Origin of the sequence: Streptomyces sannanensis (assembly GCF_039536205.1) — a bacterium.
GTDB classification, from domain to species: domain Bacteria; phylum Actinomycetota; class Actinomycetes; order Streptomycetales; family Streptomycetaceae; genus Streptomyces; species Streptomyces sannanensis.
Genome location: NZ_BAAAYL010000001.1, coordinates 4,668,777 through 4,690,893, shown reverse-complemented (window position 1 = coordinate 4,690,893; position 22,117 = coordinate 4,668,777). Strand labels below are relative to the sequence as shown.

The following is a 22,117-nucleotide window of genomic DNA, read 5'->3' as shown; positions in this document are numbered from 1 at the left end:
CGTTACTTCCTCAGCTTCGCTTCGAGCAGGTCGATGTGGTGCTGGGTGAGCGGGACCAGGGACACGTCCGAGGGGGTCAGCCCGCCGGCGTCCGGGTTCTCCGCGTGCGTGGCGAGCGCCCGCAGCGCCCGGTGCCACAGGTCCGCCAGGGTCTCGATCCGGGCGGTGTCGAACAGCGCGGCCGGCCAGGACAGGGCGGCCTGGAGTCGCGGCCCGTCCTCGGTGTCCTGCGTCGCCGCGTTGATCTCCAGCGCGTGCGCGAACGGCAGTTCCGCCTCGCCCATCTCGCCGCCGGTGTCGGAGTCCCCGACCGAGACCCAGTGGGCGGCGCGTCCGTCACCGGTGTCGGTGGCGAACCGGCCCAGGTAGTTGAACCCGATCTGCGGTGCGGCGCCTTCCACCAGAACGGCGGAGGTCCGGTGGTTGAGGTGGCGCAGCAGTCCGTAGCCCAGACCCTGGTCGGGCACCGCCCGCAACTGCTCCTTGACCTGCTTCAGCGCACCGCCGACCTCGGGGCCCGCTGCTGTGACCTCCGTCCAGAACAGCTTGCCCGCGTCGATGCGTACCGGGTACATGCTGGTGAACCAGCCGACCGTACGGGACAGGTCGTGACCGGCGTCCAGCACGTCCTCGTACCGGCCGTGGCCCTCGACGTCCAGCAGCACCCCGTTCTCGGCATAATCCGGGGCCCACTCGCGCAGTGCCAGCGCCAGCGCGGTCAGCAGGACGTCGTTCACACCCGCCCGGAACGCGGCCGGGACCGTGGTCAGGAGGTGCTCGGTCTCCTGCTCCGTCAGGGTCATGGTCACCGACCGGGCCGTGCCCAGGGTGTCCCGGGCCGGGTCCGGCTCACCGGCGCCCAGCGGCTCCCGCGGCGCGGACAGCGTGCCCGTCCAGTACGGCAGCTGGTCCGTCCAGCGGTCCTGTGCGGATGCCTCGGCCAGCGCCATGGCCCAGCCCCGGAAGGACGTGCCCACCGGCTCCAGCTCCACCGGCTCGCCCGCGACGACCGCGCGCCAGGCGGCCGCCAGGTCCGGCAGCAGGATCCGCCACGAGACCCCGTCCACCACCAGGTGATGCAGCATCACCAGCAGCCGGCCGTCGGTCTCCGGTCCCGCGTCGAACCAGACGAGCTGCGCCATCACCCCGGCCTCGGGGTCCAGCCCCGACCGCGCGGTACTCGCCTCACCGGCCATGATCTCCCGTACGGCGGCCTCGTCCAGGCCCGCGATGTCGATCCGGCGGACCAGCTCGGCCACCGGAACCGAGCCCGGCTCCGGCACCTGGAGCGACCAGCCGTCGTCGTCCCGGGTCAGCCGCAGCCGCAGCGCGTCATGGTGGTCGAACAGGGCGGCGGTCGCAGCCGTCAGGTCGGCGAGCCGCAGCGAGGCCGGTACGGGAACGACGTACGTCTGGTTGAACTCCCGCACCGGGCCGCCGCCGGCCCGGAACCACTCCATGATGGGTGTCGGCGGCAGCGCACCGACACCGTCCTGCCCCGCGGCCGACCCGTCGCCCGCGCCGGTGGCCACGGCCGCCAGCTCACGGACGGTCCTGCGCTCGAAGACATCGCGGGCGGTGAACACCAGACCGGCCTTGCGGGCCCGGCTGACCAGCTGGATGGAGGCGATGCTGTCGCCGCCCAGGTCGAAGAACCCGTCGTCGATGCCGACCCGTTCCACGCCGAGCACACCGGCGAAGACCTCGCACAGCGCCTCCTCCTGTGCCGTACGCGGCGCCAGGAAGGCGGTGTCCGCGTCCGCGGCGGGAGCGGCCGGCGCCGGGAGCGCCTTCTTGTCGAGCTTGCCGTTGGTGTTCAGGGGCAGGGCGTCCAGGGTGACGAACGCGGACGGGACCATGTAGGCGGGCAGGCGCTCGGCCGCGTACTCCCGCAGCTGCTCCGGCTCGCCCACGACGTACGCCACGAGCTGCTTGTCGCCCGGACGGTCCTCGCGGACCACGACCGCGGCATGGGTGACGTCGGGGTGGGAGGACAGGACGGCGGCGATCTCCCCGGGTTCGATCCGGAAACCACGGATCTTCACCTGGTCGTCCGCCCGGCCCTGGTACTCCAGTGCCCCCTCCCGGGTCCAGCGGACCAGGTCGCCGGTGCGGTACATCCGCTCGCCCGGACCGCCGTACGGGTCCGCCACGAAGCGCTCGGAGGTCAGCCCCGGACGGCCCAGGTAGCCTTGGGCGAGGCCCGTGCCGGACAGATACAGCTCACCGGTGACTCCGGCGGGCACCGCCCGCAGCCCGGCGTCGAGGACATGGGCCCGCATGCCCGCGAGGGGCCCGCCGATCGGCACCGGGGCGCCCGGCGCCTTGTCGGCCGGCACCGGCCAGGCGGTCGCGAAGGTCGTGGTCTCGGTGGGCCCGTAGACATGCACCAGCCGAACACCGGGGCACAGCTTCAGCGCCCGGTCCACGGCCTCCACGGAGACCTTCTCGCCGCCGAACCAGACCTCGTGCAGGCCGAGGAACGCCTCGGGATCCTCGACGGCGACGGCGTTGAACAGGGCCGTGGTCAGGAACACCGCGGTGATGCCGTGCCGGGCGACGGCGGTACGCAGCTCCTCGGGGCCGAGGTGGCCGCCCGGTGCGACGACGACCCGGCCGCCGCGCAGCAGCGGCGCCCACATCTCGTAGGTGGAGGCGTCGAAGGCGTGCGAGGAGTGCATCAGGACGCGCTCGTGCGCGGCGCCGTCGAAGCACGGGTCCAGGGCGAGATCCGCCACATTGGCGTGGCTGACCACGACACCCTTCGGCAGACCGGTCGTTCCGGAGGTGTACATCACATAAGCGGTCCGGTCCGCCGTGAGGCCGGCCGCCTCGGGTGCGCTTTCGGGGTACGCGGCCACCTGCTCGGCCACATCCATCAGCGCGATGCTGCGGACCGCCTCGGAGAGGCCCTCGGGAAGTCCCGTCCGGTCGGTGAGCAGCAGGGGCGCCTGGGCGTCCTGGACGATCCAGGTCAGCCGATCGGCCGGGTAGGAGTCGTGCAGCGGGACGTAGACACCCCCGGCCTTGATCACGGCCAGCTCGGCGACGACGAGCTCGACGGAACGGTCCAGCAGCAGCGCCACCGGCGTCCCCGCCCGGACACCCTGCTCCCGCAGGAACCGCGCCCAGCGGTTCGTCCGGGCATCCAGCTCCGCGTAGGTCAGCTCCTCGTCGCCGCCGACGACCGCCACGGCGTCCGGGGTCGCGGCCACCCGGCGGGCGAGCAGCGCGGGCAGTGTCTCGCGGCACCCCGCCGGCTCACCCGTCCCCCACTGGCCGAACTGGCGCTCGACCTCGGCGGGGTCGAGGAGTTCCAGCGCGCCGATGCGGCGGGCCGGGTCGGCGGTGACCTGGGCCAGGACCAGGCCGAGCCGGGAGCACAGGGTCTGCACGGTCTCCGGGTCGTAGAGGTCCTGGGCGTACTCGACACCGCCTTCGACGCCTGCCGGGCGGCCCTCGTCGTCGAAGGTCTCCCGCAGTCCGAAGAGCAGGTCGAACTTGGCCGGCGCGCCCGTCACATCCGCCACGGAGGGCGTGATGCCGGGCAGGTCGAGGTCGGGCTCGGGGGTGTTCTCCAGGGTCAGCATGACCTGGAACAGCGGGTGCCGGGCCAGCGAACGCTCCGGGTTGAGCACCTCCACCAACCGCTCGAACGGCACATCCTGGTGCGCGAACGCCGACAGATCCGCTTCCCGGACACGCTCGACGAGCTCCGTGAAGGACGGGTCGCCCGACACATCCGTGCGCAGGACGAGGGTGTTGACGAAGAAGCCGACCAGATCGTCCAGCGCGTCGTCCGTACGACCCGCCACTCCCGTGCCGAGCGGGATGTCGGTCCCGGCACCGAGCCGGGAGAACAGTGCGGAGACCGCGGCCTGGAGCACCATGAACAGGCTCGCTCCGGTCTCCCGGGCCAGCGCCGTCAGGGCCGCATGGGTCTCGGCGTCCATCCGCCAGTCCACCCGGCCGCCCCGGTACGAGGCCACCGACGGGCGCGGACGGTCGGCCGGCAGCTCCAGCACCTCCGGCAGGCCCGCCAAGTGGTCCTTCCAGAACGCCAGCTGCCGGGAGATGACACTCTCCGGGTCGTCCTCGGAGCCGAGCACGTCCCGTTGCCACAGCGCGTAGTCCGCGTACTGCACCGGCAGAACGGGCAGCTCACGGCCCAGATAGGCCGCCTCCAGGTCCCGCATCAGCGGCGCCAGCGACCAGCCGTCACCCGCGATGTGATGCAGCACCAGCAGCAGCACATGGGCATGGCGACCGGTACGGAACAGCTTGGCCCGCAGCGGCAGTTCACGGGTCAGATCGAAGCCGTGCCCCGCGGCCCCGGCCAGCACGTCGGCGAGGTCGCGCTCGTCGATGTCCTTGAATTCGAGCGGCACTTCGGAGTCGGCAAGGATCAACTGGCGGGGGCGGCCGTCGGTTTCGGGGAAGACGGTGCGCAGGGACTCGTGCCGGGCGACGACCGTGTTGACCGCCGCACGCAGAGCGGCCACATCCAGCGGCCCCTCCAGGCGGATGGCCAACGGGATGTTGTACATCCCGCCCGCACTGTCCAGCCGGTCCAGGAACCACAACCGCTGCTGCGCGAACGACAGCGGCACCTCCTCCGGCCGCTCCACCGGCCGCACCGACACGCGCGCCGCAGTCGACAGATCCAGACGCGGCGCCAGCCCGGCAACGGTCGGCGACTCGAACACCGTACGCACCTCGACCTCGGCGCCCACCACCGAACGAATCCGGCTCACCAGACGCGTCGCCAGCAGCGAATGCCCGCCCAGATCGAAGAACCCGTCGTCGATCCCGACCCGCTCCACACCCAGCACACCGGCGAACACCTCGCACAGCAGCTCCTCCTGCGCGGTACGGGGAGCACGTCCGGTTCCGGCGCCGAGGTCCGGCACGGGCAGAGCACGCCGGTCCAGCTTTCCACTGGCGGTCAGGGGCAGTTCATCGAGCTCGACGAAGGCCGACGGGACCATGTAGCCCGGAAGCCGGGACGCCGCATGGTCACGCAGTCCCTCGGCCGTGCCCACGACATAGGCGACGAGCTGCTTGTCGCCGGGCCGGTCCTCGCGGACCACCACGGCCGCCTTGCCGACCTGCGGGTGCGAGGCGAGCACCGCCTCGATCTCACCCGGCTCGATACGGAAACCACGGATCTTCACCTGGTCGTCCGCCCGGCCGACGAACTCCAGCGTGCCGTCCGCACACCACCGCACCACATCACCCGTGCGATACATCCGCGCCCCGGCCTCACCGAACGGATCGGCCACGAACCGCTCCGCCGTCAACACCGCCCGGCCCACATACCCACGGGCCACACCCGCACCCGCGATGTACAACTCACCCGGCACACCCACCGGCACCGGCCGCAACCGATCGTCCAGCACATACACATCCGTGCCGGCCACCGGCCGCCCGATCCCCGGCACCGAACCCTCCGGCACCTCCACCCGGCCCACCACCGAATAGACCGCCGTCTCCGTCGGCCCGTAACCATTGGTGACCTCACGTGTGGCCGCGCGCAGGCGGTCGGCAAGCGACGGGGAGACGGCTTCGCCGCCCATGAGGACGCGCAGGCCGGCGAGGGACGACGGCACCTCGGACACCAGGGTTTCCCAGAAGGTGGGGGTGGCCTGGAGAAACGTCGCGCCGGACTCCTCGATGAGGACGCCCAGCCGGACCGGGTCCAGCACCACGTCCCGCTCCACCAGCACCAGACGGGCACCGGCCAGCAACGGCACGAAGATCTCCACGTTCGAGATGTCGAACCCGAACGTCGTCACCGCCAGGAAACGGTCCTCCTCCGTGACCGAGAACCGCTCCCCCATGTCCGCGAGCACATTCTCCAGACCACCCCGCGTGACCCCCACACCCTTCGGCCGGCCCGTCGAACCCGAGGTGTAGAGCACATACGCGAGGTCGGCGGACGAAGCAGCCATGAACTCGACGCCCAAAGGCGGCTCGGGCAGCTCGTCCAGCAGCACCAGTTCGGCGCCCCCGACCGGCAGGCGGTCCGCCAGCCCGGCCGTGGTCACCACGCACTCGGGACGGGCATCACCCAGGATGTACGCGATCCGCTCCGCCGGCAGATCCGGATCCACCGGCACATACGCACCACCGGCCTTCACCACCGCCCACAGCGCCACCACCAGATCCACCGACCGCGACAACGCCACCGCCACCAGCCGGTCCGGACCCACCCCACAACCCACCAGCACCCGCGCCAACAGATCCGACCGCTCACCGAGTTCCGCATAGGTCAGCCGCTCGTCACCGCACACCACCGCCACAGCCTCCGGAGCACGCGCCACCTGACGCCCGAAACGCTCCACGAGGCCGGCGACCTGCACCGGAGTCTCGCCCTTGCCCCAGTCCTCCAGCAGCAGGGTGCGCTCGGCCGTGTCGAGGAGGTCCACCGTCTCGACACCGCGGTCGGGGTCGGCGACGAGCAGTTCGAGTGTCCGGGCCAGCCGGCTGCACAGGGTGGCGACCGTCTCCAGGTCGAACAGATCACGGGCGTAGTCGACATCGCCCTCGATGCCCGCCGGGCGGCCCTGCTCGTCGAAGGTCTCGCGCAGATCGAAGGAGAGGTCGAACTTGGCGACAGCGCCTGCCATTTCCTCGACGGAAGGAGTGATACCCGGCAGGTCGAGGTCCGGCTCGGGGGTGTTCTGGAGCAGCAGCATCACCTGGAACAGCGGGTGCCGGGCCAGCGAGCGCTCCGGGTTGAGCACCTCCACCAGCCGCTCGAACGGCACATCCTGGTGTGCGAAGGCGGCCAGGTCCCCTTCGCGTACGCGCTTCACCAGCTCGCGGAAGGACGGGTCGCCCGACACGTCCGTACGCAGCACCAGCGTGTTGACGAAGAAACCGACGAGATCGTCCAGTGCCTCGTCCGTACGACCCGCCACCGCCGTGCCCAGCGGGATGTCGGTCCCGCCGCCGAGCCGCGAGAACAGGGCCGCGAGTCCGGCCTGGAGCACCATGAACACACTCGCGCCGGTCTCCCGGGCCAGACCGGTCAACGCCTGATGGGTACGAGCGTCCAGCCGCCAGCCCACCCGGCCACCCTGGTACGAGGCGACCGGCGGGCGGGGACGGTCGGCCGGCAGCTCCAGCACCTCCGGCAGGCCGTCCAGCCGCTCCCGCCAGAACGCCAGCTGCCGCGAGGCCAGGCTCTCCGGATCGTCCTCGGAACCCAGGACCTCACGCTGCCACAGCGCGTAGTCCGCGTACTGCACGGGCAGGGCGGTCAGCTCGCGGCCCAGGTAGGCCGCCTCCAGGTCCCGCATCAGCGGCGCCATGGACCAGCCGTCACCCGCGATGTGGTGCAGCGTGATCAGCAGGACGTGCTCCTCCGGCCCGGTGGTGAAGACCGTGGCATGGAGGGGCAGTTCGTTCGCGAGATCGAAAGTCCGACCCGCTTCCGCGGCCAGGGCCTCCGGCAGCTCACATTCGTCGATGTCCCTTACGGTGAGCGGGGCTTCGGCGTCCGCGAGCACCAACTGCCTCGGCTCACCGTCCACATCGGGGAAGACCGTGCGCAGTGACTCGTGCCGCACGACGACCGCGTCGAGCGCCCGGCGCAGCGCGCCCACATCGAGCACACCGCTCAGCCGGACCGCCAGCGGGATGTTGTAGGTCCCGCCCTCCGATTCCAGCCGGTTGAGGAACCACAGCCGCTGCTGGGCGAAGGACAGCGGCAGTACCTCGGGCCGCTCCATCACCCGCACGGCTGTCCGGGCCTCGTCGGCTCCGCCGAGCGTCCTGGCCAGGCCGGCCACCGTGGGGTGCTCGAACACCGAGCGGATGGCGAGTTCGACGTCCAGGGTCGAGCGGACACGGCTGACCAGGCGGGTCGCGAGGAGCGAGTGGCCGCCCAGGTCGAAGAAGTTGTCGTCGATGCCGACCCGGGCCACGCCGAGCACCTCGGCGAAGATCCGGCACAGGATCTCCTCCTGCGGGGAGCGCGGCAGCCGGCCGGTGCCCGCGGAGTCGGCCTCGTCCGACCGCGGTGCGGGGAGAGCGCGCTTGTCGAGCTTGCCGTTGACGGTCAGGGGCAGTACGTCCAGCGCCACGAACGCGGACGGGACCATGTACTCGGGCAGGCGTGAGGCCGCGTACTCCTTGACGCCGTCGGTCGTCTCCGCGACCACATAGGCGACCAGCTGCTTGTCGCCGGGGCGGTCCTCGCGGACCACGACGGCGGCCTGCGCGACCCCGGGGTGGTCGGCGAGGACCGACTCGACCTCGCCGAGCTCGATGCGGTAGCCGCGGATCTTGACCTGGTCGTCGACGCGGCCCGCGAACTCCAGGGTGCCGTCCGTGCGCCAGCGGACCATGTCGCCGGTGCGGTACATCCGCGAGCCGGGCTCCCCGAAGGGGTTGGCCACGAACCGCTGCGCGGTGAGGGCCGGCCGGCCGGCGTAGCCGCGGGCGACGCAGGTTCCGGCCACGTAGAGCTCGCCGACCACGCCGGGCGGTACGGGCCGCAGGGCGTTGTCCAGGACGTACATCTGCGAGTTCCACATGGGACGGCCGAGGGAGAGGATCTCGCCGGGGATCTCGTCGTCCGGCTCGATGGCGAGCGCGGTGCAGCCGACGGTCGTCTCGGTGGGGCCGTACTCGTTGATGACCCGGACGCCAGGGTGCTCCTTGCGCCAGCTGTCGAGGTGCGAGCCGGGCAGCGGTTCGCCGCCGAGGACGAGTTCCGCGGTGGGGGAGTACTCGGCGGGGAGCGCCTGGAGGAGGGCGAGGTGGCTCGGGGTGCCCTTGAGGAAGGCGATGCCGCCGGCCGGGACGGGGGCCTCCGGGTCGGGCCCGCCGTCGGCGAACCGGGTGAGGTGGACGATGCCGCCCGAGATCAGCGGGGCGTACAGGCCCGTGACGGTGAGGTCGAAGGAGACCGGTGAGTGCAGAAGGGTGCTCTCACGGGAGGCCGGATAGATGTCCAGCGTCCACAGGAGGTAGTTGACGACGGCTCGGTGCTCGACCATGACGCCCTTGGGACGCCCGGTGGAACCGGAGGTGTAGATCACGTACGCCGGGTGGCCGGGCAGCAGCGGACCGGTGCGGTCGGCGTCGGTGAGCGGCGCGTCGGAGAGCGCGTCGGTCTCGTCCGTGACGGCGGGGTCGTCGAGGAGGAGGACGTCGGTGCCGTCGGCCGGCAGGCGGGCGGCCAGCTCGCCGGTGGTGACGACACAGACGGGGCTGGTCTCCTCGAACATGCCCGCGATCCGCTCGGCGGGGTGGTTCGGGTCCAGGGGCAGGTATCCGGCGCCGGCCTTGAGGACGGCGAGCAGGGCGACGACCAGGTCCGGCCGCTGCGGCAGGGAGACGGCGACCATGCGCTCGGGGCCGGCGCCGCGGGCGATCAGGGCGCGGGCGAGCCGGTTGGCCCGGGCGTGCAGGTCGCGGTAGCCGAGCCGTACGTCACCGTGGCCGACGGCCTCGGCGTCCGGGTGCTGCGCGGCGGCCTGTTCGAGGAGCTCGGTGAGGGTGGTGTCCTGGAGCGGGCGGCCGGTGTCGTTCCACTCGACGACGATGCGGTCGTACTCGGCGCAGGAGAGCAGGTCGAGGCTCGCGACCGTACGGTCCGGGTCGTCGGCGGCGGCTTCGAGGAGGTCGTGCAGCCAGTTGCCGAGGCGGGTGGCGGTGGCCCGGTCGAGGATGTCGGGCCGGTAGTCGAGCCGGAAGCTCAGCTCGTCGCCCGGCAGGCCCACCAGGCTGATCGCGTAGTGGGTGGCGTCCCGGGCGTCGACGTCCGTGATCTCCAGACCGTTCGACAGCGGGGGCGCCTGCTCGGCTCCCAGCGGGAAGTTCTCGAAGACCGTCGTGGTGTCGAAGAGCTCGGCGTGCCCGGACCGGGCCTGGATGGAGGCCAGTTGGACGTGCTGGTGGGGGGTGAGCGCGGACTGGCGGGCCTGGAGCGCGGTGAAGAGGCCGGCGAGGTCGTCGCCGGGCTGCCAGGAGACGCGGACCGGCAGGGTGTTGATGAGCAGACCGACCATGGTCTCGACGCCCGGCAGCTCCGGCGGGCGGCCCGAGACCGTACCGCCGAAGACCACGTCGTCGCGGCCCAGCAGCCGGCCCAGGACGAGTCCGTAGGAGCCCTGGATCAGGGTGTTCACCGTCCAGCCGCGGCTGCGGGCGGTGGCGCCCAGGCGTTCGGTCAACTCACGTGACAGCTCCACCGTCACCGACTCGGGCACCACGGGGGCGCCGGGCCGCCGCCCCGCGGCGACGAGCGAGGGCTCGGCCAGTCCGGCCAGCTCCTCGCCCCAGGCGTCCAGGCCCGCGCCCCCGTCCTGGCGGGCGAGCCAGCCGAGGTAGTCCCGGTACGGGGCGACCCGGCGCATCCCGGCGTCGTCGCCCTCACGCTCGTACAGCTCGAACAGGTCGTCCAGCAGGACCGGCACCGACCAGCCGTCCACCAGGATGTGATGGATCGTCACCAGAAGCCGCCACCGGTCGCCGGGGAGAGCGGCCAGGGTGAAGCGGGCCAGCGGCGGCCGGGCCATGTCGAAGCGGCGCGTCCGCTCCTCGTCGGCGAGTGCGGCATAGGCGGCGTCCGCCTCGTCGCCACGGCCGGTGAGGTCGATCTCCCGCCAGGGCGTGCGTACTTGACGGCGGACCACCTGCAGCGGCTTGTCCAGTCCCTTGTGACGGAAGCCCGCGCGCAGGTTGGGGTGGCGGCGCAGCAGCGCCTCGGCCGCCGCCCGCAGGCGGGCGGTGTCGAGCGACCCGTGCATCTCCACGGCCAGCTGGACGGTGTAGACGTCCGGGCCGTCCTCGTCGTACAGGGCGTGGAAGAGCAGACCTTCTTGCAGAGACGACAGCGGGAGTACGTCCTCGATTGCCGACTTCCTCATTGCCGGTACCTTTCAAAAGTCAGTGGGAGTGAGGGTTTTCCGTCACACGAGTCGGTTCAGGCGTCGTACTCGTCGAGTTCGTCGTCGAAGTCGTCGTAATCGGCTTCCTCTTCCTCCAGCAGGTCGATGTGGTGCTGGGTGAGCGGGACCAGGGACACGTCCGAGGGGGTCAGCCCGCCGGCGTCCGGGTTCTCCGCGTGCGTGGCGAGCGCCCGCAGCGCCTGGTGCCACAGGTCCGCCAGGGCGCGGACCGCCGTCGCGTCGAACAGGGCTCCGGGCCAGGACAGCGTGGCCCGGAGGCGGGGCCCGTCCTCGGTGTCCTGCGTTGCCGCGTTGATGTCCAGGGCGTGCGCGAAGGGCAGTTCGCCCTCGCCGACTCCGGCACCGGCGTCGGTGTCGCCGACCGAGACCCAGTGGGCGGCGCGTCCGTCACCGGTGTCGGTGGCGAACCGGCCCAGGTAGTTGAACCCGATGAGCGGAGTCGCGCCGGCCGCGAGGACCGCGGAGGTCCGGTGGTTGAGGTGGCGCAGCAGTCCGTAGCCCAGACCCTGGTCGGGCACCGCCCGCAGCTGCTCCTTGACCTGCTTCAGCGCACCGCCGACCTCGGGGCCCGCTGCTGTGACCTCCGTCCAGAACAGCTTGCCCGCGTCGATGCGTACCGGGTACATGCTGGTGAACCAGCCGACCGTACGGGACAAGTCGTGACCGGCGTCCAGCACGTCCTCGTACCGGCCGTGGCCCTCGACGTCCAGCAGCACCCCGTTCTCGGCATAATCCGGGGCCCACTCGCGCAGTGCCAGCGCCAGCGCGGTCAGCAGGACGTCGTTCACACCCGCCCGGAACGCGGCCGGGACCGTGGTCAGAAGGTGCTCGGTCTCGTCGGCGGGCAGGGCGAGCGTCACGGACTGTGCGGTCGCGACCGTGTCGCGGACCGGATCGAGCGCCCGCGCGCCGAGCGGGCCCCGCCCGGCGGACAGTATGCCTTCCCACACCGGGAGTTGTGCCGTCCAGCGGCCCTGCGCCGCCGCCTCGGCCAGCGCCATGGCCCAGCCCCGGAAGGACGTACCCACCGGCTCCAGCTCCACCGGCTCACCCGCGACGACCGACCGCCAGGCGGCCGCCAGGTCCGGCAGCAGGATCCGCCAGGACACCCCGTCCACCACCAGGTGGTGGACGACCAGCAGCAGCCGGCCGTCCGCCTCGGGACCGGCGTCGAACCAGACGAGCTGCGCCATCACACCGCGCTCGGGGTCCAGCCCCGTCCGCGCGACGCCCGCCTCACGGGCCATGGTCTCCCGTACGGCGGCCTCGTCCAGGCCCGCGACGTCGACCCGGTGGACCAGCTCGGCCACCGGAACCGAGCCCGGCTCCGGCACCTGGAGCGACCAGCCGTCGTCGTCCCGGGTCAGCCGCAGCCGCAGCGCGTCATGGTGGTCCACGACCGCCGCGACGGCCGCGATCAGCTGTTCCGGCCGCAGTGCGGCCGGAACGGGTACGACATACGACTGGTTGAACTCCCGCACCGGGCCGCCGTCCGCCCGGAACCACTCCATGATCGGCGTCAGCGGCATCGCGCCGACGCCCTCCCGTCCCGCCACCACGTCCGCCCCCGCCTCGGTGACGACCGCGGCGAGTTCACGGACGGTCCTGCGTTCGAAGACATCGCGGGCGGTGAACACCAGACCGGCCTTGCGGGCCCGGCTGACCAGCTGGATGGAGGCGATGCTGTCGCCGCCCAGGTCGAAGAACCCGTCGTCGATACCGACTGTCTCCAGGCCCAGCACACCGGCGAAGACCTCGCAGAGGATCTCCTCGCGCCGGGTGCCCGGCGTCACCGTGGCCCCCGGAACGGCGGTGGGCGGCTGCGGCGCCGGAAGCGCCTTCCTGTCGAGCTTTCCGTTCACGGTCAGCGGCAGGGCGTCCAGGGTGACGAACGCGGACGGGACCATGTAGGCGGGCAGGCGCTCGGCCGCGTACTCCCGCAGCTGCTCCGGCTCGCCCACGACGTAGGCGACGAGCTGCTTGTCGCCGGGACGGTCCTCGCGGACCAGGACCACGGCCTGAGCCACCCCGGGGTGCGAGGCGAGCACCGACTCGATCTCGCCGGGCTCGATCCGGAAGCCCCGGATCTTCACCTGGTCGTCGGCCCGGCCGACGAACTCCAGTACGCCCGCCCTGGACCGGCGCACCACATCGCCGGTGCGGTACATCCGCTCGCCGGACCCGCCGTACGGGTCCGCCACGAAGCGCTCCGACGTCAGCCCCGGACGGCCCAGATAGCCCTGGGCCACCCCGTTGCCGGACAGATACAGCTCGCCCGGCACGCCCGGCGGCACCAGCCGCAGGCCGTCGTCGAGGACGTACCCGCGCATGCCCGCGAGCGGGCCGCCGATCGGCACCGGGGCGCCCGGCGTCTTGTCGGCCGGCACCGGCCAGGCGGTCGCGAAGGTCGTGGTCTCCGTGGGCCCGTAACCGTTCACCAGCCGGAGTCCGGGGCACAGCTCCAGCGCCCGGTCCACCGCGTCGACGTCCGCGGCCTCACCGCCGAACCACACCTCGCGCATGCCCGCGAGCGACTCGGAGGCCTCGTGCACCAGCATGTTGAAAAGGGCCGCGGTCATGAAGGTCGCGGTGACGCCGTGCTTGTTCACCGCGGTGGCCAGCTCCTCGGGGCCGAGCAGGCCTCCGGGCGCGATGACGACCCGGCCGCCGCGCAGCAGCGGCGCCCACATCTCGTAGGTGGAGGCGTCGAAGGCGTGCGAGGAGTGCATCAGGACGCGCTCGTGCGCGGCGCCGTCGAAGCACGGGTCCAGGGCAAGATCCGCCACATTGGCGTGGCTGACCACAACGCCCTTCGGCAGACCGGTCGTTCCGGAGGTGTACATCACATACGCGGTCCGGTCCGCCGCGATGTCGCCGGTCTCTGGAGCGGTGTCCGGGAGGGAGGCTGCCTCGGCCGCCGCGTCCGCCAGGACCACCACGCTGTCCACCGCTCCGGCCAGCGCCTCGGGCACTTCGGTCCGGTCGGTGAGCAGCAGGGGTGCCTGAGCGTCCTGGACGATCCAGGTCAGCCGGTCGGCCGGGTACGCGTCGTGCAGCGGGACGTAGACACCCCCGGCCTTGATCACGGCCAGCTCGGCGACGACGAGCTCGACGGAACGGTCCAGCAGCAGCGCCACCGGCGTACCCGCCCCGACGCCCCGGTCCCGCAGGAACCGCGCCCACCGGTTCGTCCGGGCATCCAACTCCGCGTAGGTCAGCTCCTCGTCGCCGCCGACCACGGCGACGGCGTCCGGGGTCTCCAGGACCTGCTGCTCGAAGAACTCCACCAGGGAGAGCTGAGGCGCGACGCGCTGCGACGTGCTCCACTCGCCGAGCAGTTGCTCGCGCTCGGCGGGGTCGAGGATGTCGAGTCCGGAGAGGTGCTGCCCGGGGTCGGCGGTGACCTGGCCCAGGATCAGGGCGAGCCGGGAGCACAGCGCCCGCACGGTCTCCGGGGCGTAGAGATCCTGGGCGTACTCGACGGAACCTTCGAGGCCGGCGGGCCGGCCCTCGGCGTCGAAGGTCTCCCGCAGGTCGAAGAGCAGGTCGAACTTGACCGGTGCACCCGTCACGTCCACGACGGAGGGCGTGATGCCGGGCAGGTCGAGGTCGGGCTCGGGGGTGTTCTGCAGGGCCAGCATGACCTGGAACAGCGGGTGCCGGGCCAGCGAACGCTCCGGGTTGAGCACCTCCACCAGCCGCTCGAACGGCACATCCTGGTGCGCGTACGCCGCGAGGTCGCTCTCCCTCACCCGGTCGACCAGCTCATGGAAGGTGGGGTCACCGGAGGTGTCGGTGCGCAGGACCAGGGTGTTGACGAAGAAGCCGACCAGGTCGTCCAGCGCGTCGTCCGTACGGCCGGCGACGGCCGTGCCGAGCGGGATGTCGGTGCCCGCGCCGAGCCGGGAGAACAGCGCGGAGAGCCCGGCCTGGAGCACCATGAACAGGCTCGCTCCGGTCTCCCGGGCCAGCGCCGTCAGGGCCGCATGGGTCTCGGCGTCCATCCGCCAGTCCACCCGGCCGCCCCGGTACGAGGCCACCGACGGGCGCGGACGGTCGGCCGGCAGCTCCAGCACCTCCGGCAGGCCCGCCAAGTGGTCCTTCCAGAACGCCAGCTGCCGGGAGATGACACTCTCCGGGTCGTCCTCGGAGCCGAGCACGTCCCGTTGCCACAGCGCGTAGTCCGCGTACTGCACCGGCAGAACGGGCAGCTCACGGCCCAGATAGGCCGCCTCCAGGTCCCGCATCAGCGGCGCCAGCGACCAGCCGTCACCCGCGATGTGATGCAGCACCAGCAGCAGGACGTGGTTCTCCGGAGCGACGGCGAACAGCTCGGCATGCAGGGGAAGTTCGTCCGACAGATCGAACTTGTGGCCCGCCGCCGCGGTCAGGGAGCCGAGTAGATCGCTCTCACCGATCACCCTTACGGGCAGGTCGACTTCGGCATTCGACCACACGAACTGGCGGGGGCGGCCGTCGGTTTCGGGGAAGACGGTGCGCAGGGACTCGTGCCGGGCGACGACCGTGTTGACCGCCGCACGCAGAGCGGCCACATCCAGCGGCCCCTCCAGGCGGATGGCCAACGGGATGTTGTACATCCCGCCCGCACTGTCCAGCCGGTCCAGGAACCACAACCGCTGCTGCGCGAACGACAGCGGCACCTCCTCCGGCCGCTCCACCGGCCGCACCGACACGCGCGCCGCAGTCGACAGATCCAGACGCGGCGCCAGCCCGGCAACGGTCGGCGACTCGAACACCGTACGCACCTCGACCTCGGCGCCCACCACCGAACGAATCCGGCTCACCAGACGCGTCGCCAGCAGCGAATGCCCGCCCAGATCGAAGAAACCGTCGTCGATCCCGACCCGCTCCACACCCAGCACACCGGCGAACACCTCGCACAGCAGCTCCTCCTGCGGGGTGCGCGGGCCACGGCCCTCCCCCGCCGAGGTGTACTCGGGCGCGGGCAGAGCACGCCGGTCCAGCTTCCCGCTCGCCGTCAGCGGAAGGGCGGGCAGCGTCACGAACGCGGACGGCACCATGTAGCCGGGCACGCGCGACGCGACGTACTCCTTCAGTGCACCGGTCTCGGCCTCACCGACCACATACGCGACGAGCTGCTTGTCGCCGGGCCGGTCCTCGCGGACCACCACCGCGGCCTTGCCGACCTGCGGGTGCGAGGCGAGCACCGCCTCGATCTCACCCGGCTCGATACGGAAACCACGGATCTTCACCTGGTCATCGGCCCGGCCGACGAACTCCAGCGTGCCGTCCGCACACCACCGCACCACATCACCCGTGCGATACATCCGCGACCCTGCCCCGCCGAACGGATCGGCCACGAACCGCTCCGCCGTCAACACCGCCCGGCCCACATACCCACGGGCCACACCCGCACCCGCGATGTACAACTCACCCGGCACACCCACCGGCACCGGCCGCAACCGATCGTCCAGCACATACACATCCGTGCCGGCCACCGGCCGCCCGATCCCCGGCACCGAACCCTCCGGCACCTCCACCCGGCCCACCACCGAATAGACCGCCGTCTCCGTCGGCCCGTAACCATTGGTCATGTCCCGGGCCACCGCCCGTACGGCGTCCGACAGAGCAGCGGAGATCGCCTCGCCGCCCATCAGGACGCGCAGGCCGGCCAGCGATTCGGGGACCTCGGAGACCAGCGTCCGGAAGAACGTCGGCGTGGCCTGCATGAAGGTCGCGCCGGACTCCTCGATGAGGACGCCCAGCCGGACCGGGTCCAGCACCACGTCCCGCTCCACCAGCACCAGACGGGCACCGGCCAGCAACGGCACGAAGATCTCCACGTTCGAGATGTCGAACCCGAACGTCGTCACCGCCAGGAAACGGTCCTCCTCCGTGACCGAGAACCGCTCCCCCATATCCGCGAGGACGTTCTCCAGACCACCCCGCGTGACCCCCACACCCTTCGGCCGGCCCGTCGAACCCGAGGTGTAGAGCACATACGCGAGGTCGGCGGACGAAGCAGCCATGAACTCGACGCCCAAAGGCGGCTCGGGCAGCTCGTCCAGCAGCACCAGTTCGGCGCCCCCGACCGGCAGGCGGTCCGCCAGCCCGGCCGTGGTCACCACGCACTCGGGACGGGCATCACCCAGGACGTACGCGATCCGCTCCGCCGGCAGATCCGGATCCACCGGCACATACGCACCACCGGCCTTCACCACCGCCCACAGCGCCACCACCAGATCCACCGACCGCGACAACGCCACCGCCACCAGCCGGTCCGGACCCACCCCACAACCCACCAGCACCCGCGCCAACAGATCCGACCGCTCACCGAGTTCCGCATAGGTCAGCCGCTCGTCACCGCACACCACCGCCACAGCCTCAGGAGCACGCGCCACCTGACGCCCGAAACGCTCCACGAGGCCGGCGACCTGCACCGGAGTCTCGCCCTTGCCCCAGTCCTCCAGCAGCAGGGTGCGCTCGGCCGCGTCGAGGAGGTCGAGGTCGGTGATGTGCCGCTCCGGGTCGGCGGTGACCTGGGCCAGGACCCGGGCCAGCCGGGAGCACAGCCTCCGTACGGTCTCCAGGTCGAACAGGTCGTGGGCGTACTCCACTTCGCCCTCGATACCCGCCGGGCGGCCCTGCTCGTCGAAGGTCTCGCGCAGATCGAGAGTCAGGTCGAACTTCGCGATGCCGCCGGCGATGCCCTCCAGCGAGGGCGTGATGCCGGGGAGGTCGAGGTCCGGCTCGGGGGTGTTCTGGAGCAGCAACATCACCTGGAACAGCGGGTGCCGGGCCAGCGAGCGCTCCGGGTTGAGCACCTCCACCAGCCGCTCGAACGGCACATCCTGGTGTCCCAGCGCCGCGAGGTCGGTCTCCCTCACCCGGTCGACCAGCTCGCGGAAGGACGGAGCGCCCGACACGTCCGTACGCAGCACCAGCGTGTTGACGAAGAAACCGACCAGGTCCTCCAGTGCCTCGTCCGTACGCCCGGCCACCGCCGTGCCCAGCGGGATGTCGGTCCCGGCGCCGAGCCGCGAGAACAGGGCGGAGACCGCCGCCTGGAGCACCATGAACACACTCGCGCCGGTCTCCCGGGCCAGCGCCGTGAGCGCCTCGTGCATGCCGGCGTCCAGCCGCCAGCCCGTCCGGCTGCCCCGGTAGGAGGCGACCGGCGGGCGGGGACGGTCGGCCGGCAGCTCCAGCACCTCCGGCAGGCCCTCCAGCCGCTCCCGCCAGAACGCCAGCTGCCGCGAGACCAGGCTCTCCGGATCGTCCTCCGACCCCAGGACCTCACGCTGCCAGAGCCCGTAGTCCGCGTACTGCACGGGCAGGGCGGGCAGCTCACGGCCCAGGTAGGCCGCCTCCAGGTCCCGCATCAGCGGCGCCAGCGACCAGCCGTCACCCGCGATGTGATGCAGGACGACCAGCAGCACATGAGCGTCCGGAGCGATACGGAACAGCTCGGCCCGCAGCGGCAGTTCGTTCGCCAGGTCGAAGGTGTGACCGGCGGCCTCCCTCAGTGCGCCGGCCAGCTCGTCCTCAGCGGTCTCCCGTACCGCGAACGGCACCCGGGCCGTCGGCAGGATCATCTGCCGGGGCTCGCCGTCGACGTCGGGGAAAACCGTGCGCAGCGCCTCGTGCCGGCCGACGACCGCGTCGAGCGCCCCGCGCAGCGCGTCCACGTCCAGCGGCCCGTCCAGCCGGATCGCCAGCGGAATGACGTACGTCCCGCCCTCCGACTCCAGCCGGTCCAGGAACCACAGCCGCTGCTGGGCGAACGACAGCGGCAGCGCCTCGGGCCGCTCCATCACCCGCACCGCCGAGCGCGCGGTGCGGCCGGGCCGGCCGACGCCGGCACCGATCCGCTGGGCCAGGGCGGCCACGGTGGGCGCTTCGAAGACGTCGCGGACCGAGACCTCGGCGCCCATGGTCGAGCGGACACGGCCGGCCAGGCGCGTCGCGAGGAGCGAATGTCCGCGCAGCTCGAAGAAGTTGTCGTCGATGCCGACCCGCTCGACGCCGAGCACCTCGGCGAACAGCCGGCCCAGGATCTCCTCCTGCGGGGTGCGCGGGGCGCGGCCCTCACCGGCAGTGGTCTCGGGCCGCGGGAGCGCCTTGCGGTCCAGCTTGCCGTTGGGGGTCAGCGGAAGGACATCGAGCGCCACGAACGCGGACGGCACCATGTAAGCGGGCAGCCGCGACGCCACGTGGTCCTTCAGCGCGTGCGGCTCCGCCTCGCCGACGACATAGGCCACCAGCTGGTGCTCGCCCGGACGGTCCTCGCGGACCACGACGACGGCCTGGCCGACCCCGGGGTGTCCGGCGAGGACCGACTCCACCTCGCCCAGCTCGATGCGGTGTCCGCGGATCTTGACCTGGTGGTCGCGGCGCTCCAGGAAGACGAGCCTGCCCTCGGCGTCGAACCGTACGTAGTCACCGGTGCGGTACATGCGTGCGCCGGGCTCGTCGGAGAAGGGGTCGGCGGTGAACACGGCCGCGGTACGGACCGGGTCGTCGAGGTAGCCGCGGCCCACGCCGGTGCCGGCCGCGTACAGCTCGCCGGGGGTGCCGACGGGGACCGGCTGCAGCCGGTCGTCGAGGACGTACAGGCGGGTGTTGCGCACCGCCCGGCCGATGGGGACGGCACCGTCGGCGATGCGGTCGGGTGAGTCGATGACGGCGTGGGTGACGTCGTCGGAGCACTCGGTGGGGCCGAAGGCGTTGATCAGCGGGATGCCCGGGTACGTTCGGAGCCAGCGCTCGCAGACCTCGCGGGGCAACGCCTCGCCGGTGACCATCAGCAGGCGCAGGTCGGGCAGGGCGGGGGGTTCGGAGCCCGCGCCGGACCAGCCGTCGAGGGCGGCGCGGAGCAGGGAGGGGACGACCTCGAGCACGGGGATCCGCTCGTCGGCGGTGAGCGCGAACAGCGCCCAGGGGTCGGCCGCGGTGTCCCGGCCCACGACCCGCACCCGGCCGCCGACGACGAGCGGGGCGAGCATCTGCCAGACGGAGATGTCGAAGGTCAGAGGGGCGTTCTGGACAACCGTGTCGGCGGCGGTGAGCGCGCAGTCCTCGACCTTGGCCAGCAGATGGTTGTTCATACCGCGGTGGTGCACCATGGCGCCCTTGGGGGCGCCGGTGGAACCCGAGGTGAAGATGATGTACGCGAGGTCGTCGTCACCGCCGACGACCTCGGGCAGCGAAGGCGGCTCGTCCGTGCCGCCCTTCAGGGCCTGCGCGGCCTCCTCGGTGTCCGGCTCGGCGACCGTACGGACCGTACGCGCGGCACGGCCGGCCGCCTCCGCGGCGAGCTCGCCGAGTTCCGCCGGTGCGACGAGCGCGGTGGCCCGACAGCGCTCCAGCAGGGAGACGGTGCGGGCGATCGGGGCGCCGGAGTCCAGCGGGACGTAGGCGGCGCCGATGCCCATGGTGCCGAGCACCGAGGCGATGAATCCGGCTCCGGGCGCGGTCAGCAGGCCGACCACGTCGCCGCGTCCGACGCCGGCTTCGAGCAGCCTGCGGGAGACGAGGGCGGCGCGCGCGATGAGCGTGGCGTAGTCGGTCTCGCCGTGGTCGTCGACGACGGCGATGCTGTGGGGATGGGTCGCGGCGTGCTCCCGGACGCGTTCGGCGATGTGGCTCAGACCGCCGTCGTCGGTGTTCGCGGTGTCGTTCCACTCGACGAGGAGCTGGTGCCGTTCGGCATCGTCGAGGGTGTCGATACGGCCGATGGGGGTGTCGGGGGCGGCCAGGGCCCGCTCCAGGAAGCGGAGGAAGCGGGCGTGGTGGGCGGCGATCTCCTCGGCCGTGTAGAGGGCGTCGTTGCCGTCGAAGTTGAGCTGGACGTCCTTGCCGTCGTTGCGGTCGAGGGCGCTGATCTCGATGTCGTCGACGACACCGTTGGAGAGGTTGTGGGCGGTGACGGGGTGCCCGTCGAAGGTGGTGTCGTAGTCGAAGGGCATGACGTTGACGTCCACGCTGGCGAGCCGGCTGCCGCCGCCGGCCGCCTGGAGATCGCGGGCGATGTCCTCCTGCCGGTAGCGCTGGTGGCGCATGACGGCACGGGCCTCGAGCACGCACTGTCGCAGCAGTTCGGCGAAGGTGATGGCCGGGGTGATGTCGAGGACGAGGGGCAGGATGTTGGCGACCAGACCGGGGGTGGTGCGCAGCACCGGGGTGGCGCGGGCCTGCAGGGGGAATCCGATGGGCAGGGTACGGGCGCCGGTGACCGTGTGCAGATAGCCGCCGACGGCGGCGACCAGGCCGATGGGCCAGGTGGCGCGGCTCTCCCGGGACACCTGCTTCAGCTGCTCCATGAGCTGCGGGGGGACGGGGGCGGTGCTGCGCCGGAAGCCGGCGGAGGCGGGTGCGGTCTTCGCGGTGAGGCTGACCGGCTCGGGCTTGCGGGCCAGCTGGGCCTGCCAGAACTCGCGGTCCTTGGTGAACTTCCCGGACGCGCGGTACTCGGTGTCCTGGGCGATGAACTCGTCCAGGGTGGCGAAGGTGCGCGGGCCGTACTCGGTGCCGCGCACCAGCGCGGTGTAGATCTCGGCGAGCCGCTGGGTGTACATGCGGCCGCCGGCGCCGTCACCGATGATGTGGTGATTGCGCTGGTAGTAGAGGTAGTGGTCCTCGGAGAGCTTGAACAGGACGTCGTGGAAGTGCGGCCCGTCCTCCATGTCGATGGGGTGGGTGAGCCGCTCCTCCATCATCCGCACGGCGGTCTCCCGGCCGTCGGCACGGCCCGTCAGGTCGACGTGCTCCAGCTGGATCCGTGCCGGGACGGGGTACTGCCACACGCCGTCGTCGTCCTCGGCGAAGCGGACCGTGGCGGTTTCCAGCTCTTCCAGGGAGACGGTGAGCGCCCGGTCGAAGAGATCCTCGTCGATCGCGCCATGGATCTCCAGGTACTCGCTGACCAGGAAGACGTTGTCCGGGTTCAGCTTCTGCGCGTACCAGACACCCTGCTGGGCCGCGGTGAGCGGGCGGCGCCCGTCCATGGACGAACTCATGTCGAATCTCCCCGAGGACTGCTTGTTTGTGCTGCTGGAGCGGTGTGGCCCTGCGGCTAGTGCTGTGGCCGGGAAGGTTGGCCGAGTGGCTCGCGGCGTCCGGTGCGGTGCATCGCAAGGCGGAGCATCGCAGCTCGTACTAGGCCGTACTCGCGCGATGCGACAACGCAGCGAGGTGCCGTGCTGGGCGTC

2 protein-coding genes are annotated in these 22,117 nt (G+C 71.8%); both read right to left on the bottom strand.

What is annotated here, in order from left to right; genetic code table 11:
* Window positions 1-2: 2 nt before the first annotated feature.
* Window positions 3-10,883 (bottom strand): non-ribosomal peptide synthetase, encoded by a 10,881-nt coding sequence (locus tag ABD858_RS22085; protein WP_345040300.1) that lies wholly within the window; start codon window positions 10,881-10,883, stop codon window positions 3-5.
* 56 nt (window positions 10,884-10,939) lie between these two features.
* On the bottom strand, window positions 10,940-21,925 hold the full coding sequence (locus tag ABD858_RS22080) for an amino acid adenylation domain-containing protein (RefSeq protein WP_345040298.1): 10,986 nt from the start codon (window positions 21,923-21,925) through the stop codon (window positions 10,940-10,942).
* Between the last annotated feature and the right edge of the window lie 192 nt (window positions 21,926-22,117).